The sequence below is a fragment of the Neorhizobium sp. CSC1952 genome (assembly GCF_030378245.1).
Lineage (GTDB): Bacteria > Pseudomonadota > Alphaproteobacteria > Rhizobiales > Rhizobiaceae > Neorhizobium > Neorhizobium oryzae_A.
In genome coordinates, this window is the sequence record NZ_CP128416.1 from 720,892 (window position 1) to 745,248 (window position 24,357).

General features: G+C 63.7%; 21 protein-coding genes and 1 riboswitch. Of the genes, 9 read left to right on the top strand and 12 right to left on the bottom strand.

Annotation, left to right across the window (positions count from 1 at the left end):
* Positions 1 to 68 precede the first annotated feature (68 nt).
* A complete protein-coding gene (dxs, locus tag QTA58_RS03860; RefSeq protein WP_085423383.1) occupies positions 69 to 1,988 on the top strand; it encodes a 1-deoxy-D-xylulose-5-phosphate synthase in 1,920 nt (639 codons plus the stop codon).
* A 273-nt stretch (positions 1,989 to 2,261) separates the two neighbouring features.
* Here the strand turns inward: dxs and QTA58_RS03865 are convergent, their stop codons facing one another.
* The 4 genes from QTA58_RS03865 to QTA58_RS03880 all read right to left on the bottom strand — a co-directional run bounded on the left by QTA58_RS03865 (position 2,262) and on the right by QTA58_RS03880 (position 6,593).
* Positions 2,262 to 2,849 (bottom strand): YceI family protein, encoded by a 588-nt coding sequence (locus tag QTA58_RS03865; RefSeq protein WP_085422522.1) that lies wholly within the window; start codon positions 2,847 to 2,849, stop codon positions 2,262 to 2,264.
* Positions 2,846 to 3,436: a cytochrome b gene (locus QTA58_RS03870; RefSeq protein ID WP_289671785.1), complete on the bottom strand. Its 591-nt coding sequence runs from the start codon at positions 3,434 to 3,436 to the stop codon at positions 2,846 to 2,848. The genes QTA58_RS03865 and QTA58_RS03870 overlap by 4 nt, the downstream gene beginning before the upstream one ends.
* Before the next feature lie 95 nt (positions 3,437 to 3,531).
* Entirely contained in the window at positions 3,532 to 4,539 is a 1,008-nt protein-coding gene (locus QTA58_RS03875) for a DUF4424 domain-containing protein (RefSeq protein WP_289671786.1), read from the bottom strand.
* A gap of 113 nt (positions 4,540 to 4,652) precedes the next feature.
* Positions 4,653 to 6,593: a methyl-accepting chemotaxis protein gene (locus tag QTA58_RS03880; protein ID WP_289671787.1), complete on the bottom strand. Its 1,941-nt coding sequence runs from the start codon at positions 6,591 to 6,593 to the stop codon at positions 4,653 to 4,655.
* Positions 6,594 to 6,741: 148 nt separating this feature from the next.
* Here QTA58_RS03880 and QTA58_RS03885 point away from each other — a divergent pair, with 148 nt between their 5' ends.
* A complete protein-coding gene (locus tag QTA58_RS03885; protein ID WP_289671788.1) occupies positions 6,742 to 7,497 on the top strand; it encodes a TlyA family RNA methyltransferase in 756 nt (251 codons plus the stop codon).
* On the top strand, positions 7,494 to 8,738 hold the full coding sequence (locus QTA58_RS03890) for a class I SAM-dependent RNA methyltransferase (protein WP_289671790.1): 1,245 nt from the start codon (positions 7,494 to 7,496) through the stop codon (positions 8,736 to 8,738). Before QTA58_RS03885 ends, QTA58_RS03890 begins: the two co-directional genes overlap by 4 nt.
* Positions 8,739 to 8,741: 3 nt before the next feature.
* On the opposite strand, the gene QTA58_RS03895 is transcribed toward QTA58_RS03890, so the two are convergent.
* From QTA58_RS03895 to QTA58_RS03905, 3 genes are all read right to left on the bottom strand, one after another.
* A complete protein-coding gene (locus tag QTA58_RS03895; RefSeq protein WP_289671791.1) occupies positions 8,742 to 9,032 on the bottom strand; it encodes a hypothetical protein in 291 nt (96 codons plus the stop codon).
* Positions 9,033 to 9,116: 84 nt separating this feature from the next.
* Positions 9,117 to 9,875 (bottom strand): crotonase/enoyl-CoA hydratase family protein, encoded by a 759-nt coding sequence (locus QTA58_RS03900; protein ID WP_289671792.1) that lies wholly within the window; start codon positions 9,873 to 9,875, stop codon positions 9,117 to 9,119.
* Positions 9,876 to 9,886: 11 nt separating this feature from the next.
* Complete coding sequence (locus tag QTA58_RS03905) at positions 9,887 to 11,680, bottom strand: acyl-CoA dehydrogenase (RefSeq protein ID WP_289671793.1); 1,794 nt, start codon at positions 11,678 to 11,680, stop codon at positions 9,887 to 9,889.
* Between the two features lie 201 nt (positions 11,681 to 11,881).
* Between QTA58_RS03905 and QTA58_RS03910 the strand changes: the two genes are divergently transcribed.
* Positions 11,882 to 12,877, top strand: a complete 996-nt coding sequence (locus tag QTA58_RS03910) for a transporter (protein ID WP_289673005.1) — start codon at positions 11,882 to 11,884, stop codon at positions 12,875 to 12,877.
* 69 nt (positions 12,878 to 12,946) lie between these two features.
* Here the strand turns inward: QTA58_RS03910 and QTA58_RS03915 are convergent, their stop codons facing one another.
* From QTA58_RS03915 to QTA58_RS03925, 3 genes are all read right to left on the bottom strand, one after another.
* Complete coding sequence (locus QTA58_RS03915; protein WP_289671794.1) at positions 12,947 to 13,441, bottom strand: BA14K family protein; 495 nt, start codon at positions 13,439 to 13,441, stop codon at positions 12,947 to 12,949.
* A 193-nt stretch (positions 13,442 to 13,634) separates the two neighbouring features.
* Positions 13,635 to 14,060 carry a BA14K family protein gene (locus QTA58_RS03920; RefSeq protein WP_289671795.1) on the bottom strand — a complete coding sequence of 142 codons (426 nt, stop codon included), beginning with the start codon at positions 14,058 to 14,060 and terminating at the stop codon, positions 13,635 to 13,637.
* 119 nt (positions 14,061 to 14,179) lie between these two features.
* Positions 14,180 to 15,424: an aromatic ring-hydroxylating dioxygenase subunit alpha gene (locus tag QTA58_RS03925; protein WP_289671796.1), complete on the bottom strand. Its 1,245-nt coding sequence runs from the start codon at positions 15,422 to 15,424 to the stop codon at positions 14,180 to 14,182.
* Between the two features lie 108 nt (positions 15,425 to 15,532).
* Positions 15,533 to 15,748: riboswitch (cobalamin riboswitch) on the bottom strand.
* A gap of 152 nt (positions 15,749 to 15,900) precedes the next feature.
* Here QTA58_RS03925 and QTA58_RS03930 point away from each other — a divergent pair.
* From QTA58_RS03930 to QTA58_RS03945, 4 genes are read left to right on the top strand one after another with little or no spacing between them, the layout of a single operon-like run.
* Positions 15,901 to 16,515 (top strand): DUF6656 family protein, encoded by a 615-nt coding sequence (locus QTA58_RS03930; RefSeq protein WP_085422511.1) that lies wholly within the window; start codon positions 15,901 to 15,903, stop codon positions 16,513 to 16,515.
* 33 nt (positions 16,516 to 16,548) lie between these two features.
* Positions 16,549 to 17,526, top strand: coding sequence for an L-threonylcarbamoyladenylate synthase (locus QTA58_RS03935; RefSeq protein WP_289671797.1), 978 nt, complete (start codon positions 16,549 to 16,551; stop codon positions 17,524 to 17,526).
* A 16-nt stretch (positions 17,527 to 17,542) separates the two neighbouring features.
* Positions 17,543 to 18,988 carry an FAD-binding oxidoreductase gene (locus tag QTA58_RS03940; protein ID WP_289671798.1) on the top strand — a complete coding sequence of 482 codons (1,446 nt, stop codon included), beginning with the start codon at positions 17,543 to 17,545 and terminating at the stop codon, positions 18,986 to 18,988.
* Positions 18,985 to 19,365 carry a LysR family transcriptional regulator gene (locus QTA58_RS03945; protein ID WP_289671800.1) on the top strand — a complete coding sequence of 127 codons (381 nt, stop codon included), beginning with the start codon at positions 18,985 to 18,987 and terminating at the stop codon, positions 19,363 to 19,365. The genes QTA58_RS03940 and QTA58_RS03945 overlap by 4 nt, the downstream gene beginning before the upstream one ends.
* Before the next feature lie 116 nt (positions 19,366 to 19,481).
* On the opposite strand, the gene QTA58_RS03950 is transcribed toward QTA58_RS03945, so the two are convergent.
* Positions 19,482 to 22,049: a DUF1217 domain-containing protein gene (locus QTA58_RS03950; RefSeq protein WP_085422507.1), complete on the bottom strand. Its 2,568-nt coding sequence runs from the start codon at positions 22,047 to 22,049 to the stop codon at positions 19,482 to 19,484.
* A 314-nt stretch (positions 22,050 to 22,363) separates the two neighbouring features.
* Here QTA58_RS03950 and QTA58_RS03955 point away from each other — a divergent pair, with 314 nt between their 5' ends.
* On the top strand, positions 22,364 to 22,930 hold the full coding sequence (locus QTA58_RS03955; protein WP_085422506.1) for a DUF6101 family protein: 567 nt from the start codon (positions 22,364 to 22,366) through the stop codon (positions 22,928 to 22,930).
* A 179-nt stretch (positions 22,931 to 23,109) separates the two neighbouring features.
* Here the strand turns inward: QTA58_RS03955 and ubiA are convergent, their stop codons facing one another.
* On the bottom strand, positions 23,110 to 24,060 hold the full coding sequence (gene ubiA / locus QTA58_RS03960) for a 4-hydroxybenzoate octaprenyltransferase (RefSeq protein WP_289671801.1): 951 nt from the start codon (positions 24,058 to 24,060) through the stop codon (positions 23,110 to 23,112).
* Positions 24,061 to 24,357: the final 297 nt, after the last annotated feature.

A 24,357-nucleotide genomic window follows, 5' to 3' on the forward strand; every position in this document is an offset into this window, starting at 1 on the left:
AAGCCTGTTTTCTTCTCATCTTGTGGAAGGACAGACTTCCAGACAAGATGAGACAAAGGCTGCCATCCGTGACCTCAATGCCCGCTACGCCGTTGCTCGACACGGTCAAGCTCCCCGCCGACCTTCGTGAGATCGATGACCGCGACCTTCCGCGGCTTGCGCGGGAAGTGCGCGACGAGATGATCGACGCGGTATCGCGCACCGGCGGGCATCTCGGCGCGGGCCTGGGCGTCGTGGAACTGACGATCGCCATCCACAAGGTGTTCAACACGCCGGACGACCGGCTGATCTTCGATGTCGGCCACCAGTGCTATCCGCACAAGATCCTGACGGGGCGGCGCGACCGTATCCGGACGCTGCGCCAGGAGGGCGGCCTTTCCGGCTTCACCCGGAGGGCGGAAAGCCAATACGATCCGTTCGGCGCGGCGCATTCCTCCACCTCGATCTCCGCCGGCCTCGGCATGGCGGTGGCGGCGGACCTTTCCGGCTCCAAGCGCAATGTGCTGGCGGTGATCGGCGACGGCGCGATGTCGGCCGGGATGGCCTACGAGGCGCTCAACAATGCCGGCGCCCTCGATGCGCGGCTGATCGTCATCCTGAACGACAACGACATGTCGATCGCGCCGCCGACCGGCGCCATGAGCGCCTATCTGGCGCGGCTCGCCTCCGGCCGCACCTATATGGGCTTCCGCGAGCTCGGCAAGAAGCTGACGGCCTATCTCGGCCACGGCATCGACAAGGCGATCACCCGCGCCGTCGAACATGCCCGCGGCTACGTCACCGGCGGCACCATGTTCGAGGAAATGGGCTTCTACCATATCGGCCCGATCGACGGGCATTCCTTCGACCATCTCCTGCCGGTGCTGCGCAACGTGCGCGACAACGCCCGCGGTCCGGTGCTGATCCACGTGGTCACCCAGAAAGGCAAGGGTTATCCGCCGGCGGAGGCTGCCGCCGACAAGTATCACGGCGTCAACAGGTTCGATGTCATCACCGGGGCGCAGGCGAAATCGAAGCCGAATGCGCCCTCCTATACGAGCGTGTTCGGCGAGGCGCTGGTGCAGGAAGCGGCTCTCGACGAGAAGATCGTCGGCATCACCGCCGCCATGCCGAACGGCACGGGCATCGACAAGCTTGCCGAAGCCTTCCCTGCCCGCACCTTCGATGTCGGCATCGCCGAGCAGCATGCGGTGACCTTCGCCGCGGGGCTTGCCGCGGAAGGCTACAAGCCCTTCTGCGCCCTCTATTCGACCTTCCTGCAGCGCGGCTACGACCAGGTCGTCCACGACGTGGCGATCCAGGGGCTTCCCGTCCGGTTCCCGATCGACCGCGCCGGTTTCGTCGGTGCCGACGGTCCGACCCATGCGGGTTCCTTCGACACGACTTTCCTCGCCACCCTTCCGGGCATGGTGGTGATGGCGGCCGCCGACGAGGCGGAGCTGAAGCATATGGTGCGCACGGCGGCGGCTTATGGCGAAGGGCCGATCTCCTTCCGTTATCCGCGCGGCGAAGGCGTCGGCGTCGAGCTGCCGGAGCGCGGCCAGATCCTCGAAATCGGCAAGGGCCGCCTGGTGAAGCAGGGTTCAAAGGTGGCGCTGCTTTCCTTCGGCACGCGCCTCAAGGAATGTCTGCTGGCGGCGGAAGACCTGGATGCCGCCGGGCTTTCCACCACCGTTGCGGATGCCCGTTTCGCCAAGCCGCTCGACCGTGACCTGATCCGCCAGCTTGCCCATCACCACGAAGTGCTGATCACCGTCGAAGAGGGTTCCGTCGGCGGCTTCGGCAGTCATGTGCTGCAGTTCCTCGCCATGGAAGGCCTGCTCGACAACGGGCTGAAGATCCGCTCCCTCGTGCTGCCGGATATCTGGATGGAACAGGCCAATCCGGATGCCATGTATGCCAAGGCAGGCCTCGACCGCGCCGGCATCGTCTCGACCGTCTTCAAAACGCTCGGCCAGCCGCGCATCGGCGTCGGGGCAGCCGGCTGAGACTAGAGCGTTTCCTTGTTGGATTGAAGCATTCTGCCGGAGCAGGTTTTCGATGGGGCAAAGGCGATTGGCGAAGGGCATACCCCCTGGTACGTCCGAGCCGATCGCCTTTGATCCCGGCGGAAAGATGCCCGGCCCTGCGGGTTGGCTGAAACGGGCCGCCTGATCAACCGGCTGGCTCGGCCGTAGGGCTGGGCTACGACCTGCGCCAGCCGGTCGACCATCCGACTCCGTTTGAGCCAACAGAATGCTTCAATCTAACAAGGAAACGCTCTAACTGCGCAGCCCCTCGATCATCATGTCGAACTGCACGACATTGGAGTAGATCGGCGTGCCGACATCCATCGCGTAACGCGAGCGGAAGATCCTGCCGCTGACGTTGAAGGCGATCTTGCGGCCGCTCCAGCCCGTCAGCTTCACGTCGAAGCTCTCGGACATGCTGCGTCCCTTGGCCGTCAGGGTGCCGGTGATACGGGCGCTGTCGGGTCCCGTCTGCTCCACACGGTTCGAGCGGAAGGAAATCGTGTCGAAGTGGTCGGTGTCGAAGACCGCACCTGACCGCAGGAACGCATCGATGCGTGCCTGGCCGGTGCTGACGCTTCCGGGCTTCAGCTCGAAATTCACCATGGAATGGGGAAGATCGCCGGCCTTCAGATTGAAGGTGCCGGAAAACTTTCCGAACTTGCCCTTGATGCCGCCGCCGCCCACCTGATCGACGGTGAAGGCGATGCGCGAACCCGGCGTGATGGCATAACGTCCTGCGACCTCGGACAGGCTCGGCACCTCAATGTCGGATCGGCTTGTCTCTGGAAACGATGCGGCGACAAGCAGCGCCGCGATGAGAGTTGTCTTGTGGGTCATGATCGCGACTCCGTGGCGGACGTTTTGATCTGACGACGCCGGCCGCCGACCATGCGGATCAGCGTGTCGTCATGCCTGCGGTAATGGTGGTAGAGCGCCGCGCCGGAATGCAGGAACACCAGCGCCAGGGTGGAATAGGCAAGCACCGCATGGGCCGTCGTCCACCAGGCTTCCGCCGCATCCGACTTCGGCACCGGCAGATGCGGAATGACGGCGAGGTTGAAGGCGAAGGTCGGAATCTCCAGCGGCGAGACCGAAGCGACCATCCAGCCGGCCAGGGGAACCGCAACTGCCAATGCCAGAAGCACGTGGTGCATGCCCTTTGCCGCGAGATGCTCAAGCCGGCTCATGCCCGCGACCGGCGTCACCCGGACACGGATCAGGGAATGGGCGAACCTGACGATAGCGAAGAGCAGCGCCAGCATCCCAAAGGATTTATGCCACTGGAAGAGCGAAAATTGCAGAACGGGGTCGATGGATGGCCTGGTCATCGCGAAGCCGAGCACCATGAGGCCAAGGATAAGACCTGCGATCAGCCAGTGGAGGATGATCGCGAATGGATCATAGCGATCGGCAGGACGACGCATGACTGGCTTCCCGGAAATCTCGTCCGGGATCATCCTCCTCAATTCGCTCTTCGGCAAGTCGCGAAGAGATCACACCGCTTCAACAGTCGTGGAGCCTATTGGTCCGCTGCTGTGAGGAACAGGATGTGGAGATCCTTTTCCGGGTAAAAATCCTCCGCCGTCATCTCGAAGGTCGTCGGACCGACCTTCCTGATCCCATTGCCGCAGAAGCTGACGTAATCCTGCGGCCGACCCTTGTCGATCGTGAGCTTGAACTTGCCGATCGGGCCGCCCCAATTCGTGCCCGTGGTCAAGATATAGGAGACCCACTGCTCCATGTAGTTCGGGCCGGATTTGCCGGCCGCCGCCTCGAGCTTGGCCGCCGTCTTCATGAAGGCGTCGTCTATGCAGTAGCGTTCGACATAATCCTTGTAACCCGTGCTCGGCTTGCCCTGGTCGATGAAGGACATGGCGACGGTGCCGCCGACGCTCGGTGCATACCGGTGGCTGACGCGTACCGGCTTGCCGGCCGGAAACATCGTCTTCCACCAATAGACCGAGCGGAGCGTCCAGGTCGGCCGCAAATCCTCCTGCCAGCCCTTTCCCGCATCGTAGCGGTCCACATAGACGAGGCCTTCGGCGATCCATCGTGTCTTAACGTCTTGCGGCAGCGATTTCAGAGCTTCATACGTTTTGTCGCTATAGGGGAGAAGCGGGACCTTATGGGCGACGAGTTCGTCGGTCCTGTCCACGCCTATCGCAATGGCGCGCTGCTGCAATTCCGGCGTGATCTGCTTGCCGTCCTGGACGACCGAAAAGCCGAGGAAATTATCGCTTTCCGGGTCTCCATAGGCGATATCGCTCTGCGAGCCGCCCGTGACGTCCGGCATCGGAAAGGCGATGATGCTCTCGAAATCCGAAGTTCCGGTGTTCCTGAAGACATAATCGACCAGAACCTCCTTGCGGGAAATATAGAGGTTTTCCTGCTCCATCGTCACATCGGAAGTCTGTAGGTAGCTGAGGCCGCCGGTGGTCAGTTCCGCAGTGGTGTCATTTGCGAATGCCGGGGCGAATGTCGGCGATGCCGCAGAGAGCAGTCCGCCTGCGATCAGTATCCAGCGCATATCTTACCTCCAGTCTATTACGGCCGGCAAAATAGACCGAATTGCGAAAACAGAGAAGGCAGGCCGGACAATCTCCGGCCTGCCTTCCTATATGTCACAAACCATCCGGCGGATCAGAATTCCGACCATTCTTCCTTGGTGGCCGCGGTCGTCGCGGTCTTGCCCGAGAAGGCGCGGGCGACGGTGGAGCGCAGCGTATTGACGGGCGACGCGGCGGGGCGGGCTTCCGCCGGCACGACGACGGGGCCGGACATACGGAACGCCGTGGAACCGCCGAAGTTGAACTGTCTCAGCAGGGCATCGAGCGCCTGGGCCTCCTGAGCGAGCTTGTGGCTGGCCGCCGTCTGCTCCTCGACCATGGCCGCGTTCTGCTGTGTGTTCTGGTCCATGTTGTTGACCGAGGAATTGATCTCCTGCAGGCCGGTCGACTGCTCGCGCGTGGAGATCACGATCGCGTTCAGGTGCTCGTTGATCTGCTGCACCTCGCCGACGATCGCTTCCAGCGCCTGACCGGTCTCGCCGACCAGCGCCACGCCTGCATCTACCTGCTGGCTGGAGGTGGTGATGAGCGCCTTGATCTCCTTCGCCGCATTGGCGGAGCGCTGGGCAAGCTCGCGCACCTCCTGGGCGACGACCGCAAAGCCCTTGCCGGCATCGCCCGCACGGGCCGCCTCGACGCCTGCGTTGAGCGCCAGAAGGTTGGTCTGGAAGGCGATATCGTCGATGACGCTGATGATGTTGATGATCTCGCCGGAGGATTTCGCGATCTGCTCCATGGCGGAGACGGCGCGGCGGACCACATCGCCCGACTTCTCCGCGCCGATGCGGGTGCGCTCGACGCGCTGGCCGACATCTTCGGCACGGCGGGCGGATTCCTTTACCGTCGTCGTCACCTCTTCGAGCGCTGCGGCGGTCTCCTCGACGGCGGCGGCCTGCTGCTCGGTGCGGCGGCCGAGGTCGTCGGCAGCGGCGCGAATCTCACCGGCGCCGGCGCTGATGGCGGAGGCATTCTCGCCGACCGCCTGGAGTGCCGACTGCAGCTTGCCGAGCGCCTGGTTGAAGTCGGTCCGCAGCCGGTCGAGACGACCCGCGAACGGCTTCTCGAGACGATAGGCGACATCGCCATTGGCGAGGCTTGCAAGGCCGGTGGCAAGCGAGTCGATCGCGAATTCGATCTCCGCAGCCTCGCGCGCCTTCTGCGCATCGTTGGCGAGACGTTCGCGCTCGCTGTTTTCGCGCAACGCCTCCGCATCGCGGGCAAGGAGCTGCTTTTCGATCGCCGCATCCTTGAAGACCGCGACGGCCTTGGCCATGCGGCCCACTTCATCCGTGCGGTCGAGCGCCGGAACCTTGATGTCGTGGTTTCCGCCGGCGAGCGCGGCCATGGCTTCCGTCATGCCGACGATCGGAGTGACGATGGCGCGAGAGAGGGCGAGAACGAGCGCTACGGCGATCAGACCCGCGACGCCGCCGCCGACGAGCAGCGTGAGCAGCAGGTCACGATGGGCGTTCGCCTGCGTATCCTGCAGGCCGGTCGTCAGATCGAACGCCTGCTTCTTGATCTTTGCGGCTGCCTCGCGGAACCCGTCGAGCTGGCCCCTCGCCTGGTTGCGGCCGATTTCGATGACTTCGTCGATCGGCCTGTCGGTGTTCTTGCGGGCCTCGAGCTGCGGCACCGTGAGCTGGGTATGGAAGACGTCGGCCGCGGCGCGCATGGCGTCGAGCGAGGCGATCAGGTCCGGCATGCCGGCCGCGGCCCGCTTGGCGGCATCGATCGCGGCGATCATCCTGTCGCGATTGGCGAACACGTCGTTATAGGTGCTGTCGCTCTTGAAGAGCAGGAAGCCGCGCTGGTTGACGGCCTGCTCCAGCATGGCTTCCAGCGCGTTGTCCACCTGCATCATGATGGCTTGCGAAACGGTCTGCTGGGCCGAAGCCCGGCTCGACTTCAGCGCCTGCCAGTAGACGCCGGCCGATGCCAGGAGGCAAACCGACATCAAAGCCGCGAAAGTGATGATGAGTTTCTTGTTCAGGGAAAGATTTTTGAGCGCCATGACGGCTTCCACTCTCGGTCAAAGGATTGCAGGCTCCTCCGCAGCCGAGAGAATCCCAACATGATTAAAATTTGATTGAACGGCGACGCGAGTTTTCATTCCATGAGATACTTGCGCATCGGCCCGCCGGCAGGCATTGACTGGCCGCATGGCCAAATCCGCTGAAAACCAACGCCTCGACCAGCTTCTCATATCGCTCGACCTGTTCGAAAGCCGATCGCGGGCGCGCGATGCGATTTCGCGCGGCACCGTGACGGTGAACGGCCAGGTGGTGACGAAGCCGGGCCAGGTGGTTTCTCCGGACGCTGCAATTGCGATCGACGATCCGGCCAAGGCCTATGTCTCCCGCGCTGCGCTGAAGCTTGTCGCGGCGCTCGACCATTTCGACCTCGATCCGGCCGGCAGAACCTGTCTCGACGTGGGCGCTTCCACCGGCGGCTTCACCGAAGTCCTGCTTCAACGCGGCGCGGCGCATGTCACCGCGATCGACGTGGGACACGGTCAGATGCATGCGCGGATCGCCGCCGACCCGCGCGTGACGGATATCGAGGGGCTGAACGCCCGCAACCTCACCGAGGCGGACCTCGAGGGCCGGGCGATCGATTTCGTCGTCTCGGACGTCTCGTTCATCTCGCTGAAGCTGGCGCTGCCGCCGGCATTGAACCTTGCCGTGCCCGGCGCCATATGCGTGCTTCTCGTCAAGCCGCAGTTCGAGGCCGGGCGCGATGCGATCGGCAAGGGCGGGCTCCTGCGTGAGCCGGAAAGCGCGCCGCAGGTCGCGGCGGAACTGGAACGCTGGCTGACCGAAGACATGGGCTGGACGAGTTTCGGCCTCATCCCCTCACCCATCTCCGGCGGCGACGGCAACCGGGAATTCCTGCTCGCAGGACGAAAGCCAGAATGAGCACAGAAACAGTCAAGATCGCGCGGCTCGGCGCGCAGGGCCACGGCATTGCCGAGGGCGAGAAGGGGCCGGTCTACGTGCCGCATGCGCTGCCGGGAGAGATGGTGGCGATCGCCCGCAACGGCAATCACGGCACGCTGATCTCGATCGCCGAGACTTCGCCGGACCGTGCGGTGCCGCACTGCCGGCATTTCGATCCGGACCGGGACGCCTGCGGCGGCTGTTCGCTGCAGCATCTGGCGGATACGCCCTACCGCGCCTTCAAGCGCGAACTGGTCGTTGAGGCGCTGAAATCCAGGGGTCTGACGCCGGAGGTCGGCGAACTCGCCGCCGCACATCCGGGCGAGCGGCGGCGGACAGTCTTCTCGGCCCGCAGGACGGAGAAGGATTTCCTGCTCGGCTTCAACCGCGCCGAAACCAACCACATCGTCTCGATCGATGAATGTCCGATCGCAGCACCCGGCATCATGGCGCGGCTCGATGCCATCCGGGCAGTCGGCCAGGCGCTGGCGACCGGCTCCGATATCTTCCGCATCACGGTGCTCGAAACACTCTCCGGCCTCGACCTCGCCGCCGACGGGCTGAAGCCGCTTACCGACAGGCAGCGGCGTGCGGTGACCGAAATCGTGCTCGGCCTCAGGGGCATCGCGCGGGTTTCGGTCAACGGCGAAATCGTCATCGAGCCGCAGAAGCCGCTGATCGATTTCGGCGGTGTGAAGGTCTCGCCGCCGCCGGGCGCCTTCACCCAGGCGACAAAACCGGCGGAAGACGCGATGGCCGCGCTCGTGCTCGGCCATGTGGGCAAGGCGAAGCGCGTGCTCGATCTTTTCGCAGGCTCCGGCACATTTGCCTTGAGATTGGCCCGGACCGCCAAGGTGCATGCCGTCGAAGGCGAGGAGAAGCCGCTGAAGGCGCTCGACCATGCCGCCCGCAACACGCAGGGCCTGAAACCGCTCACCATCGAGAAACGGGACCTTTTCCGACGGCCGATGATCCCGCAGGAGCTGAAGAACTACGACGCGGTCGTCTTCGATCCGCCGCGCGCCGGCGCCGAGGCACAGGTGAAGGAACTCGCCCGTTCCGGCGTGAAGGCCATCGCCGCGGTGAGCTGCAATCCGGTCACGCTCGCCCGCGACCTGCGGATACTGGTGGACGGCGGCTATCGCATCAGATCGGTGACGCCGATCGACCAGTTCCTTTGGTCACCGCATGTGGAAGCGGTGGCGCTGCTGGAGAAGTAATTCCTAGAAATCCAGGTCCAGCCGGCCGGTACCGACGACGTTTTGGCAGCGGCAGGTCCCGCCGACGCGGCCCGCATCGGCACGGCAGACATAGGGCCGGTTGCGGTCATCGCTCTGGCGGGGCGGCACGACGCAGACATAGCGCTGCGGCCGCGGCCGGCGATCGTCGGTTCTGGTGCGGGTATCCCCCTGATACTGGGCTAACGACATGGGCGCCCCGCCCGGAAAATCCCCTGCCGTGGCCGCGGAACAGGAGATCAGCAGGATCGTGAGGCTCGACAGGATTTTGCGCATGAGATTGCTTCCCTTTCAGAAGAAAAACTAATCCTGCTCGCATGCCAAAAGAAGGGGATGGCCGGATTTTCCCGCTCGGCAGCGTTAACGCCGCATGAAAGCCTCGAACGCGGCGCGCGCCTCCGCACTTTTGAGCTGGGCGGAGAAATGCACGAGTTCCTCATCGATGCGGGCGAGAACCTCATCGCGGGACCCGCGCACCAGATCGCGGGCGATCCTCAGCGCCTGCGGCGGCTTGGCCGCCAGGCTTGCGGCAAGCGAGAGCGTTTCCGCCTCCACCGTTTCCGGCTCGACGATCTTCCAGACGAGGCCGGCATCCAGTGCGGCCTGCGCGGAAAAGCCCTCGCCCGCCACCAGCATGGCGAAGGCGCGCTGATGGCCCATAATCCTCGGGGCCAGAAGGCTGGAGGCGGCTTCCGGCACCAGCGCCAGATCGACGAATGGCGTCCTGAACAGGCTGCGGCCGGAGGCGACCGTCATGTCGCAATGGAGGTTGAGCGTCGTGCCGATGCCGATCGCCAGGCCGTCGACGCCGGAGACCAGCGGCTTTTCGGCAAGCGCCAGCGCCTTGATGAAGACGGCGGCGGCAGGCGCATCCTTCGAACCCGACAGGGCATAGGTCAGGAAATCGCCCATGTCGTTGCCTGCCGAGAAACAGCCCTCGGTGCCGAGGAAGGCGACGGCACGCACCGTCTCGTCGCCGTTCGCCTCTTCCAGCGCCGCGGTCATGCGGTTGTACATGGCCGAGGTGATGGCGTTCTTCTTTTCCGGCCGGTTGAAGCGGATCACCATGACGCCCGGCCGGACCTCCGGACGTTCGACAAGGATATGGCTGTCGCTCACGGAAAACTCCTTCAGGCGAGGATTGCACGGGCCGCTTCGAGGCTCGCGGCACCGGAGACGACGCGGTCCTTCAGCGCCGAGGTTTCGGCGAGCAGGTTTTCCGCCATGAAGCCGCAGAGCGCCACACGCTTTTCCGTTCCGCCGTCGCCGATATCGGCAAGCGCGCCCCTGGCGAGGTAGCAGCCGGTGAGCGTCAGGCCGAACAGGCGCTGATAGGGCGTGGCACCTGCCAGCGCATCGGCCACCCTGCCATCGGCCTGCGTTTCCAGCAGCCAGTTGGTGGCGGTCTCGAGCGCGGCGATCGCGGCCTTCAGCCTGTCGCCGGTTTCGCCGAAAGCCGGCTCGTTCGACGCAGCCACCCGGTCGGCGACCTCCTTCATCTCGCCGATGAAGCCGCGCACCTGATCGCCGGAGGAGAGCGGCAGCTTGCGCGTCACGAGATCGATCGCCTGGATGCCGTTGGTGCCCTCGTAGATCGGAGCGATACGGGCGTCACGGAGATAACGGGCCGCTCCCGTCTCCTCGATGAAGCCCATGCCGCCGTGCACCTGGATGCCGAGCGAGGCGACCTCGACGCCGATATCGGTTGCGAAGGATTTGGCGACCGGCGTCAGCAGCGCGGCGCGCTCGCTCCAGTGGCGCGCCTCTTCGCCCTCCGTGTGGTGCGACATGTCGATCGCGTGGGCGCAGGCATAGCAGATGGCCCGCGCCCCCTGGGTCAGCGCCTTCATGGTGATCAGCGTCCGGGCGATATCCGGGTGCTCGATAATCGGGCTCATGCCCGATCCGGACCACCCCGGCGCCTTGCCCTGCGTCCGCTCGCGGGCATAGGCGGCCGCCTTCTGCGTTGCGGCCTCCGCGATCGCCACACCCTGCATGCCGACCGCCAGCCTTGCATTGTTCATCATGGTGAACATGCAGGCGAGGCCCTTGTTCTCCTCGCCGATCAGCCAGCCGACCGCTCCCTTCTCACTGCTGTTTTCGGGGGCGAACACTCCGTCGCCGTAGATCATCGTGCAGGTCGGCGAACCGTGGATGCCGAGCTTGTGTTCGAGCGAATGGCAGAAGACGTCGTTCCGGGGGCCGAGCGAACCGTCGTCGTCGACGAGGAACTTCGGCACCAGGAAGAGCGAGATGCCGCGCGTGCCGGCCGGCGCGTCGGGAAGCCGCGCAAGCACGAGATGGATGATGTTGTCGGCCGCATCGTGCTCGCCCCAGGTGATGAAGATCTTCTGGCCGAAGATGCGGTAGGTGCCGTCGTCGCGGCGTTCGGCGCGGGTCTTCAAGACGCCCAGATCGGAGCCGGCATGCGGCTCGGTCAGGTTCATGGTGCCGGTCCATTCGCCGGAGACCATTTTCGCCAGGTATTTTTCCTTGAGCGCGTCGCTGCCGTGAGCCACGAGCGCCTCGATCGCGCCCATGGTGAGCGTCGGCGCGAGCGCAAAGGCCATGGAGGCGGAATTCCACATTTCGAGCGCCGCGACGTTCAGCATATGCGGCAGGTGCTGGCCACCGAAGGCTTCCGGCGCGGTCAGCCCGTTCCAGCCGCCCTCCCGCCAGCGGCGGTAGAGGTCCGGCCAGCCGTCCGGCGTCTTCACCTCGCCGTCAACGAGCCGTGCGCCCTGTCGATCGCCGATCTCGCCAAGCGGCGCCATCTCGTTGCCGGCGAAGCGGCCGGCCTCTTCCAGGATAGCATCGACCAGGTCGGCGGAAAGATCCCCGAACCGGCCGATCTCCACGGCCTCCGCCAGGCCCGCCACATGGTTCAGCGTGAAGGCGATCTCCTCGACCGGTGCCTTGTACATGATGCTCCTCCTTGGCGCATATGCGCCTCACCGCATTGCTGCCCACTCCTGCCCTTTCTTTTACGTAAACGTAAATGCGATTGTCAACCACAGCGGCAAGCAGCTTCCCATTCCTATCTCTTTCGCTTTAGAAAATCTTGTCGAACCGGCGTTACACAAGAGGCCTAAGGAGTGACGCGCATGCTTCCGGATTCCTCGCCCATGTCCATCCTCACCCCCGCCGTTCCCGGGCTCGTCTGGGCCTATCACTTCCGCCCCGGTTCGGCGCCCTGCACGCGATTGCCGCTGGATGCCGCCCGCAGCGATCTGGACGTGGCCGAAGGTTTCCTCTGGCTTCATCTCAATCTCGCCGATACCCGTGTCACGGCCTTCCTCGAAAATTTTCCAGGCCTCACCCCGGCGGCCATCGCGGCGCTGACCACGCATGATACCCACGCGGCCATCACGCTCGACGAACAGCTCGTCTATGGCACGCTGGTCGATTTCCAGCGGGAATTCGACAACGACACGCGCGATATCGGCTGGCTGCATTTCTTCGTCTCGGACAGGGTGATCATCACCACCCGCCTACAGCCGCTCAGGTCGATCGACCGGGTGCGGGCGGCGATCGAGAAGAACGCATCGCGCTACAGGCAGCCGATCGACGTGTTCGAAACGCTCGTCGCCGAATTCCAGCGCACGCTGATCAGCCTCGTCATGGAACTTACCGAGGAGCTGAACCTCATCGAGGATTTTGTCTACGACAATGCGCCGCGCGACGAGCGCCGGCGGCTTGCTCCGGTCCGGCGCACGGTGGTCAGGCTGCACCGGCATCTGAGAACCGTGCTGACGCTGATGCGGCGGGCTGCCGCCGCGGACGACGACGAAATGCCGCCCGGCTTCGACGACGCCGCGTCGCGCCTTGTCGCCCGGCTGGAAGCGGTCGACCACGACGTCTACGCCCTGCAGGAGCGCGCCCGGCTGCTGCATGAGGAAATCGACTCGAAGCTCTCCTCCGAGACCAACCGGCACCTCTACATCCTGTCGCTGATGACGGCCTTCATGCTGCCGCCGACGCTCGTCACCGGCTTCTTCGGCATGAACACGTCCTCCCTGCCCTTCGCGGAGGGCATGAGCGGAACGGCCTATGCTTTCGGCCTCATCGCGCTGTCCGTGGTCGCCGCCTGGTGGCTGTTGAAGAGGGTGGGCATTCTTTGATGCCGCCTGCCAAACGAAAACCCGCCCGGCTCATGCCGGACGGGCCTTCGATGCGATTGCCGGCCGCTCTCAGTAGTAGGGCGAATAGCAGGTCTGGCGGGGCCCGTTATAGGGCTGAAACGAGTTCGAATAGGCGTCGTAGGACCGGTAACGGGCCGAGCACCATTCGTAATGGCGGGGGTTGAGACCGCCGCCGCCATAGACCGGGGCGGGAGCCGGCTCGACATAGCGCGGCTGGGCGGCGATGGCGCCGCCGATCAGCGCGCCGGCGCCGAATGCCGCCAGCGGGAACCAGTAACCATTGTAATAGCGATAGCCCGGCCGGCGGTCGCGATAGCCGCGATGACCGCGGTACCAGCCGCGGCGATCATCCCAGCCGCGGCGGTCGCGCCAATCGCGGCCGTCACGCCAATCGCGGCGATACTGCACCAGGTTTATGCCCGAATTCGCCTCGATCCCGGCTGCCGGAGCGGCCGGCAGCGGCATTGCCCCGGCCGGCATCAGCGAGCCGAGCAGAACGGCGGCGGAAATGCCCGCGACCGCGATTTTCTTGAACAGCGTCATGTTGAACTCTCCCAACCCTTGGTCGACGTTTTCATTTCCTTCGCCGGCTCCGACAGCGCCTGCCATCGACGAACCGTAAGTTCCCCACGATACTAGAAAATTCATCCTGAATGCGTGATTAACGCACAAGCAACGGAAACCCGGCCCGGGCAGATGCCCGAACCGGGTCCCACATTCCAGCCTCGAAATGATCTTACCGGTACGGCGATACGCATTGCGCGCGAACGCCGGCACGCGGCACGTAGGTATTATCCGAAGCGCGGTAGGTCCGGTAGCGGCTTTCGCACCAGGCGACGTGCCGGCTGCCATAGCCGCCGCGATCGGCCGCGACCGCGCCGCCGATGATCGCTCCGGTGGCGAAGGCAGCCAGCGGGAACCAGAAGCCGTTGTGATACCGATAGCCCGGACGGCGATCGCGATAGCCTCGATAACCGCGATGCCAGCCATAGCGGTCGCGCCGCCAGTCACGGCGATCCCGGTACTGCACATCCGTCACGGGGTTGGCGAACGAAATGCCGGGCGCCGCGGGCATCTGGAAAGCCTGCGCGGGCGTAAACCCGGCAAAAGCGGACGCGGCGGCGATCGCGACCGCGGTCAGGCGTAAACGAAAAGATCTCATTCCTCATGTTTCCTTGTTCTGAATTCTGTTTAGGAAACAATGCAAAATAGAGTATTCCGTTCCTGGGAGAAGGGTTCTCGACGATCACGAATAAGCGATCAGCCTCGGAAGAAACCGGATCACGCAACGATCGAAAGCATCGTCTGATCGCCCTGAAGGCGATTGACCATGAAGTTCGAATACCATTCGACGAACTGCATGACGCCACCTTCGTGCACCGCCGAATAGGGCCCCGGCTCGTATGCCGGCGAGCGGATTCCGAAGGCGTTTTCCTCGACGATCTGACGGTCCTGGTCGTTGGTCATGTTCCAGACATGCGTCAGCTCTTCCAGATTGTAATCGACGCCTTCGACCGCATCCTTGTGAACCAGCCATTTGGTGGTGACCGCCGTCTCCTCCGGCCCGATCGGCGTGACGCGGAAGGAGACCGCATGGTCGCCCAGCATGTGGTTCCACGTGGTCGGATAATGGAAGAGCAGCATCGTACCGATCCCGTCGATCGCCACGTCGTCGGAAAGCCTTCGCTGCACGGCGCTCCTCCCGAACATGGTATAGCTTTCGGCGCCTTCGATCAGCGGCATGCGGGCCACACGGAACTGGCCGTCCGGCGATATCCTGAACTCGCTCGGCAGATCGGCCGCCTCGCAGCGCTGCCAGTGCTCGAGGATGACCGGATCGTCGATCGCACCCGACACGCCCGTGACGGTCGGCGCCTCCGGGAACGTACGGCAGAGTTCCGGGTGATTGCCGGCGCAATGGTAACATTCGCGATTGTTTTCCCAGACGAGCTTCCAGTTGCCCTTCTCGATAATCGTCGACTGGTGGGCGACCTTGGCCTCCGACAGGCGATGCGGCGCCATGTAGGGCTCGATCGCGGCGCGGACGGGCGCGAAGTCGGGAGCCTCGTTGGCAAGGCAGATGAAGATGTAGCCGGCGACGCTCTCGCAATGGACCTTCTTCAGCCCGAACTGCGTCTTGTCGAAATCCTGGCCCATCTGCCGGGCGATCAGCAGCGAGCCGTCGAGCTCGTAGGTCCATTGATGGTAGGGACAGACGAGCCGTACCGCCGAACCGCTTTCCTTGGTGCAGACCCGGCTGCCGCGATGGCGGCAGGTGTTGTGGAGCGCCCGGATCTGACCGTCACGGCCGCGCACGACGACGACCGGATAGTCGCCGATCTGCAGCGTGAAATAGCTGCCGGCCTTGGGCAGTTCGCAATCGTGGCCGACGAACAGCCAATCGCGATACCAGATCAATTCGAGATCGAGCCTGTAATAATCGGGATCGGTATAAAAGGCCTGTTCGAGGCTGAAGCCTTCGCGGCGGTTCTTGAGCTGCCGCAGGACCTGACTGCGAATTTCCATCTTGCCTTCCTCGTCAATGCGGCCCTTGAGCAACCACGGAAGGACAGGGAAATACCGGCCGGCTCCGACCCGCAATCTCCGCGTCCCGAGCGCCCACCGCGATCGGTCAAATTCTCTCTCATCCCAGGCTGGTTTCCGGGCTCAGGAGCTGTCCCTTGCGGGACGGGCATGGCGCCTTCCCGGGCGGCCGTTCCGGCTCTTTCCCAGTGACTTCTGCCAGGCCTCTCAACTCCACCACCGTTGCGGGGGCAGCGCCGGGTTTCGACCGGCTTCCCAATTCTCCGCCCTCCCTAGCGAGGCGGCACCTTGAGCTTGCAGCGGATATAATCATCAGCCCCGCGTGTCGCATAGGCAACATTGCGACATCGGCAACCGCATTGACGACGGCTTCGGAAAACCCTCAAGCCCCGCGAAAGGAAAACCGGTCATTAAGGGGTGAATGTTACGGTCCCGCCATCGATGGGAGCAGCGCCACCATGCGGGCTACGGGAAAATTCCGCTATTACGAAGCTCCGCCGCCGAAGCCTCCTGCTCCCGCGGCGCCGAAGACGACCGCGCATTCGGAATTCCTGCGCACCGGGCGCATCGCCCGCAACAGCTCCATCTGGATGCCGGCGGAGCGGCGCTACGTCAGCTACGCGGAAGTCGCGGCACGCACGGGCAAGAAACTGGAAGCCGCCGGCGAAAAGAGCCACGAGCGGATCAACGCATTCCATCGGTCGATCCAGTTCCCGAAGATCATCTTCCACCGCACGCTCGACGAGCGCCCGCATCTCGGCTACTGCCATGTCACGGCGGCGAGAACGCTCCTTGCACGCCGCGTGCCGGTCAGCTGGTCCTTCTACATCGCCAATTTCTTCTCCGAGATCGGGGAAGAGGAGATATTTTTCGAACGCATCAGCACGACCTATTCGCGCATGTACTTCGCCGTCGCGATCGAGGGCGAGCCGGGCGAGCCATTCCGGATCGACCGCTCGATCCGCAAGAACGGGCTCCTGTTCCAGACCAGCGATCCGATGGAAGCGATCAAGAACGTGCTGACGCTCGGCGCATCGAGCAATGCGCTGCGCGAGATCATCAAAAAGCTTTGAAGACGGCCCGGTCCGCGCTATGGACGTGCGGACATGACGGCCGAGATCATCGATATCACCCGCAACCACGAAGACGCGCTCAAGCGAGCCTGTGCGGTGCTTGCCGAAGGCTTTCCCGTGGCGATCCCGACCGAGACCGTCTATGGGCTCGCCGCGGACGCCACCAATCCCGCAGCCATCACCCGCATCTACGAGACCAAGGGGCGGCCGCGTTTCAACCCGCTGATCTGCCACGTGGCCGACCTTTCCATGGCCGAGCGCTATGCGGTTTTCGATCCGATCTCGAAAACGCTCGCCGAAACCTTCTGGCCCGGGCCGCTGACGCTGATCCTGCCGCTGAAGCCGGAAAACGGCATCCACTCGCTCGCCACCGCGGGTCTCGACACGATCGGCATCCGCCTGCCGAAAGGGTTCGCATCCGAGCTTATCCGCGCCTTCGGGAAGCCGCTTGCCGCGCCGAGCGCCAACACGTCCGGCAAGGTGAGCCCGACGAGCGCGAGCCACGTGGCGGAGGACCTGGGCGACAGGCTCAAGCTCATCGTCGACGGCGGCGCCGCACCGGTGGGCGTCGAATCCACCATCGTGCGCGTGGAAGACGGTATCATCCGCCTGCTGAGACCCGGTGGCGTGGCGGCAGAGGAGATCGAGAAGGCCACCGGCCTTACGGTGATCCGGCCGGAAGGTCCGGCGGCGATCATCGAAGCGCCCGGCATGCTCGCTTCCCACTATGCGCCGGGCGCCGCCGTGCGGCTCAACGCCGACCATGTCGAGCCCGGCGAGGCGCTGATCCGGCTGGGCCCTACCCCGGTGAAGGGGGTCGAACGCGCCGTAGCGGTTTTTGATCTCAGTCCTTCCGGCGATCTTGCGCAGGCGGCGGCAAACCTGTTCGATTACCTGAAGCGCGCCGATGCGACGGGTGCGGCCCGCATTGCGGTCACACCCATCCCTGATCACGGGCTTGGCGAGGCGATCAACGACCGGCTGGCCCGCGCCGCCGCGCCGCGGGAATAAGAGGAGGAGGCAGCCTATGGATATCTCCGGACCGAAACCAGAGCTTCTCGACCGTTTCGCGGCGATCGTAGGCGAAAACCATGTGCTGCGCGATCCGCAAGATCTGGCGCCCCATCTCGTCGAAGGCCGCGGGCTCTATCAGGGGTCCTCGCCCATGCTCCTGAAGCCGGGTTCGACGCAGGAGGTTTCGGAAATATTGAAGCTCGCGAGCGAGACCGGTACGCCTATCGTGCCGCAGACGGGCAATACCGGCCTCGTCGGCGGCCAGACGCCCCGCACCGGCGGCAGCGACCTGATCGTCTCGCTCGAGCGGATGAACCGCATCCGCGACGTCGATCCCGTCGCCAACGTGCTCGTCGCCGATGGCGGCGCGATCCTTGCCGACGTGCAGAAGGCGGCCGAAGCCGTCGGCCGGCTGTTCCCGCTGTCGCTCGGCTCGGAAGGCTCCTGCCGCATCGGGGGCAATCTCTCCACCAATGCCGGCGGCACCGCCGTGCTCGCCTACGGCAACATGCGCCAGCTCTGCCTCGGCCTCGAAGTGGTGCTGCCGACGGGCGAGATCTGGGACGGGCTGCGCCGCCTCAAGAAGGACAATACCGGCTACGACCTGCGCGACCTCTTCATCGGCGCGGAAGGCACGCTCGGCATCATCACCGGCGCCGTCCTGAAACTCTTTCCGCAGCCGGCCGGCCACCAGGTGGCGCTGGCGGGCCTCAACTCCCCGGAAGATGCCCTGAAGCTTTTCGAGCGGGCCTCCAACCTTTGCGGCACGGCGCTGACGGGCTTTGAGCTGATGCCGCGGATCGGCATCGAATTCACCACCCGCCATATCGAAGGCGTGCGCGATCCGCTTTCCGAGCCGCATCCCTGGTACACGCTGATCGACATCTCGACCTCGGATTCCGCCGAAACGGCGGAGACGATGATCCAGTCGCTGCTCGAGCAGGGTTTCGAAGCGGGGCTCATCCGCGACGCGGTGGTCGCCTCCTCCGTCGCCCAGCAGAAGGCGCTCTGGCACATGCGGGAAGGCATGTCCGACGCCCAGAAGCCGGAAGGCGGCTCCATCAAGCACGACGTCTCGGTGCCGGTCTCGAAAATTCCGGCCTTCATGGCGGAAGCCGACAAGGCGGTCACGGCTGCCATTCCCGGCGCCCGCATCTGCGCCTTCGGCCATCTCGGCGACGGCAACATCCATTACAATATCTCCCAGCCCCTCAGCGCCGATATGGGGGGTGACAAAGCGGCCTTCATCGCCCGCTGGCGGGAGATCAACGCGATCGTGCACGGCATCGTGCTTGCCGCCGGCGGCTCGATCTCGGCCGAACACGGTATCGGCCAGTTGAAGCGCGACGAGCTCGCGCATATCCGCGCGCCGATCGAGATGGACCTCATGCGGCGCGTCAAGAAGGCCTTCGATCCGGCCGGGATCATGAACCCGGGCAAAGTGGTGACGATCCCATGAGCCGGCCTCCGAGAACCACGATCCGCATCGATCTCGACAACGGCGTTCGGCTCGGCCCTGGCAAGGCGCAGCTTCTCCAGCTCATCGCCGAACACGGCTCGATCCGGGCCGCGGGTGCCGCGATCGGCATGTCCTATCGCCGCGCGTGGCTGCTCGGCGACGAGATCAACCGCATGTTCCGCGAACCGTCGATCTTCACCCGCCACGGGGGAAAAAGCGGCGGCGGCGCAGGCCTGACCGAATTCGGCCGGGAACTGCTTTCGCGGTATCGCCGCATGGAGGAGGCAAGCCGCGGCGCGATGCATGCCGATCTCGATTGGCTGGCGGCCAATGCCGACCCGAATTTCGAGCCGGCGGGCAAGATCGACGAAACCTAGAGCGCCGTGCGTCCGAACGGACACACAAAGGACGCTCTAACTTATTGAATCTACGCATCGTGCTTACCGAAAATCGATTCCGATTTTCGGGCCGATGCCATAGGCCATGCCGGCCCCTAGCCCATCCTGATCTGAGACAATGCCCATAGGGTGTCGGCGCTGATACCAGCGGAACCATTGCTGCCATAGAGGATGTCGAGCGCCGACGAACTCACGGTGGCATTCTCCAGGTCGTACATCATCGTGAAGCGCTCGATCAGCTTGCCGAGCTTTTCCGGATCGGACAGATCTTCGAGATTGAGGTTCTTCTCTACGATCTTCGCCTGCTGATCGACATCCATGTTGCCGATTTCCTGGGGCAGCTGGAATGCGATGCGGAAGAACTCCATCAGCGCCTCGTCGCCGAGGATGACGTAAGCGTCGGTAATGGTATCGGCCATGCGCTGGAAGTAAAGGGCCAGGCGGACGCCGGCGTTTTCCTCGCCCTGCTGCGTTTCGAGAAGCTGGCGCACATAGAGGTTCAGGGTTGCCGCTACCTCGCCACCGTTCTGGGCCTCGCCGGCAGCGCTGCGGTCGATATTGCCCTGGGCATCGAAGTTGAAGGTGCCGACCATCTGGGCGAACCTCTTGTCGGTCTGCGCATTGACGAAGCTCTCCGGGTCGTCGAGATCGGAATTGAAGGCCTGTTTCAGGAAATCGTCGGTGACCGTTTCGGGATCGATGCCCTTCGACGTCAAAAGAATGTCGAGCAGCTTGCGGTCGGCGAGCAGTTCGTCGCGGCTGTCGATGCGCTGCATGGCGTCCGTGTAATATTTCGCTTCCTCCTCCGCTTTTTTCTTGGCGGCTTCCAGTTCATCGCCTTCGAGGAAGCGGGTCTTGCGCAGGATATAGTCCTTGGCGACGTTGGTGATCGCCGCGTTGGACTGGGCCAGCACCGGCGTGGTGATATCGCCGTCCTTGTCGAAGTTGAACAGCTTGGCGAAGGTCACCAGCCGCTCGTCCTTCAGCTGATAGACATAGCTGTTCGGGTCGGACAGGTCGCTTCGCAGCACGGTCTTGAGCTTGTATGCGGAATATTCGGAAGGATCGATACCGACGGCCTGCAGCGCGAATGCAAGGGTGGTTGCCGCCTCCGAGCTGAAGAGATCGTCCAGCGTTTTGATCGCCGCCATGTCCGTCTTGTAGAATTTGACAGCCTTGTCGTAGTCTTCTTCCTGCTTGTCGTCCCACCGGCTCATGTAGTTGTTGCGGGTCTTGTTCGTCTGGAAGTCGGTCTGCGCTTCCCCGGCGGCAACGGTACCGTCCGCGTTGAAGTTGAAGGCTTCGTAAAGCTCACGGTATTGCGGCCGCTCCTTCTCATACTCCTCCACGATGCCGCTATCATTGGTCAAAATCCGCTCGATCGTGGACTTGACGATATAGCTGTCGGTCAGATCAAAGGCGGCCTTGATGTAATTGAGAATGCGTGGATCTTCGGTGAGATCGGAGACGCTGGTCGCCGTTTTGACCTTCTGCTCGAAATATTCCTGATTGAACATCGCTTCGGCATGCGTCAGGCGCGTCTGCTTGTTGAAATAGCCGCCGATGATCTCCTGCAGCTTTTCCGGCGTCACGGCCCCTTCGGCCGGGACCGTCCCGTCGGCGTTGAAGTTGAAATCCTCGGCCAGCATCTCCATGAGCTGCAGGAACGGGATGTCCGTTTTGGTGCCGTCGATGATCTTCGCGAGCTCGGCCCGCCGCTGGTTCGCCTGTTCGGGCGGGACGAGCCTGGAGTTCAATTCCTCGAGCCGGGGCTGCTGTTCTTCAAAGGCGTCGCGATCCTTCTGGATCAGGTTTTCGGTCTTTGTGATCTCGGCCTGCAAGGCGTCGATCTCGGGCTGCAGGACGTCGGGATCGCCGCCATTGTCCAGCTCCTCCTGCTTGGCGGCCATCTGCTCTTCGAGATCGGCCTTGAGCTGTTCTCCGAGCGCGATCGAATCCTGCAGGCCGAGGATGGACTGCCGCTCCGCCAGTTCGCTGTCTTCGGTCTTCGCCGCGTTGTACTGGTCGAGCCGGCTGCCATAGGCGGTGTTGTAATAGCTGTTCGGATCGTCGGGATCGCTGGTCAGGACCCCGCGAAGCGCATTGTAGTTGTAGTATGTCCCATCGTAACCATAGGCCGTGAACATGTAGTCGCGCAGCCGGTCGTTCCTGAGGAACTCGTCGACGTTCTTGATATTGCCGGTCTCTCCCAGCATGACCTTGAAATAGCGCGTTTCCTCCTCGGTCGTGTCGTTGAGCGCGGCAATCGTCCGGTCGTAGGTATCGAAGAGCTCGTCCATCTGCCCGTCCGATTGGGCGACGGCCGTGTCGGAGGCTGACGAGCTGAAATTGAAGGCGGCGGCGAAATTCTTGTAGCGATCGTCGGTCAGGCGGTTGGCAAAGCTGTTGTCGTCGCTGAGATCGCTTTCCAGCACCTGCTTCATGAAGGCCTTGGCGTAGATCATGTCCTCCAGGCCGTAAGCGGTCATCGCGTAGGAATACAGGCGGTAGTCGTCGAGGAACTCGTCGACCGTCGTGACCTTCCCGATATTCTCCTGGTAATATTTCGTGTCGTTGGCGACCATGGTCTGGCCGGCGATCTGCTTCAGGCTTTTCTGCATGTCGCGATTGACGAGATCGAAGGTCAGATAGGTCGATACCATGGACAAGCCTCAAGGGGTCGGAATGATGCTGCCGCAAGTATCGAGACCCAGCCTTGCCCGTGGCTTTTCAGCGGCCCCGATTCATCGGTATTCGCACGTTCCGGCCGGTGTGCCGGCTCCGCACAGATTCCAGAGATTCACCTTCCGGAAACCCAAAAGCGTGCCCTTTCGCTAACCATCCAGTCAGGCAAAGTTTCCTTAACCGCGATTTTTAAGCAGTCTCGAAGATGCCAGCCCTATGTTTGGCGCCAGAGGACAAAAGTCCCGCAGAGAAACCGTCAACGGCTCTCAGGTAAAACAAGGGTAGCATACCGATGACCAATACCGTTCTGAAGCCCGTTTGGGCAGGGTCGACATTGAGGCTCGATCCGTCTCGTTTCCCGCAGCAGGTTACCTATGCGCTGCGCGAGACATCAGGAGATGTCACCATCACCATCGACGAGCGCGGCGCCGTGCTGCGCAAGGTTCTTCCCGCTAGCGGCCTGCCGCTCTCCTTCGCTCTCCCGGCCCGCGCCTTCAAGGGCGTCGCCGCCCGTGCCATCGATCATGGCGACGGCGAAGTGACCGTCACGCTGGAACTCCATCATGAAGATCCCGATCTCTGCATTCCGCTTCTGGTCGCCCACGACCTCTGCGACATTGCCGCGGACTGGCGGAGCTGGTCGGAGGCCTTCCGCATCCCCATGCTGATGGTGGAAGCCGACGGGATTGCCCGTCCGCTCGAAAACCATATCGGGGACGTGCGCGCCAACGGCGCCCAGCCGCGCCGCCGCCATTCCTATTTCGCCGCCCGCCGACCCCGCTTCCTGGTCCGCCGCACGACCGGCAGCCTGGGTGTCTCGATGAAGATCGAAGGCAAGGAGATTATCGCGCGCAGCTAGAGCGCCGTGCGTCCGAACGGACGCACAAAGGACGCTCCAACTTATTGAATCTACCGCATCGTGCTTACCGAAAATCGATTCCGATTTTCGGGCCGATGCTGTAGGGCTTTGCTTGTCCCTTTGCCCACAATGCACGCGTCAGGGGAGGAAGCCCGACCGGTCCGGTCGGGCTTTTCCTTTTAGACGGCCAGCGACAGAACGAGGCCGATGAACAGGATCGCGCCCACGCGGTTGTTGGACTTGAAGAGCCTCAGGCACTGGTCGGCGTTGTCGATGTCGAGGATCAGCACCTGCCAGGCGAACATGAGGGCGGCCGCGAAAAGGCCGAGATAGGCCAGGAACCCGACGCCCGCCGCCGCGAAGGCGAAGAGCAGGAACAGAAGCGCCAGGCCGTAGAGGCCGACAAGCCAGGCCTTGGTGTTCTCGCCGAAAAGACGCGCCGTCGAGCGCACGCCGATCAGCTCGTCGTCTTCCTTATCCTGATGCGCGTAGATGGTGTCGTAGCCGATCGTCCAGGCGATGGCGGCAAGATAAAGCCACAGTGCCGCCCAGGACAGGCTGCCGAACACACCGGCCCAGCCCATCAGCGCGCCCCAGGAAAAAGCAAGTCCCAGAAAGAACTGCGGCCAATCGGTAAAGCGCTTGGCGAAGGGATAGATCGCCACGACCGCCAGCGACAGGATGCCGAGGAGGATCGAAGAGGCATTGAATTGAATCAGCACAAGCAGGCCGACCAGCGCCTGAACGGCGATGAACACCTTCGCCTCGAATCGGGACACGCGGCCGGACGGCAGGGGACGCGAACGGGTGCGCGCCACCTCCATGTCGATGCCGTGATCGACAAGGTCGTTATAGGTGCAGCCGGCGCCGCGCATGGCGACCGAGCCGATGAAGAAGAGAACGAGGTGGAAGAGCAGAAGGCCGAAGGAAAATATCCCTTCGTCCTGAGCGGCATTGGCCGCCAGCGCCGCCGACCAGAAGCAGGGCCACATCAGGAGCTGCCAGCCGATCGGCCGGTCCCAGCGCGCAAGCTGCGCATAGGGCCAGGCCGGCCGCGGCAGGACGCGGTAGACCCAATTGTCCGAGGGTGCGTCGGCCACGCGGCCGCTGAAATCGTCGGCGTTCGTCATGGCGAGGTTCTAGCGCCCGGCAAAGCGGCCGGTCAAGCGGGACCCGCCGCGGCCCCTGCCCTCATCCGGCTGCGTCCTGCGGTTCATTCTCCCCAGCCGGGAGAAGTGCAGAGCAAAGCGAGGCGATGAAGGGGGGTGCACATGCGGCAGGCGTATTGCCGGATGGTGGCTTCGCCCCCCCCCATCCGGTCCTTCGGACCACCTTCTCCCCGCCGGGGAGAAGGGAAGCGCGCCGCCTCCCAGCAATCCACAGAAGCCTCAGCATACGAACATACCTACCGCAAGCGGGGAGGTCAG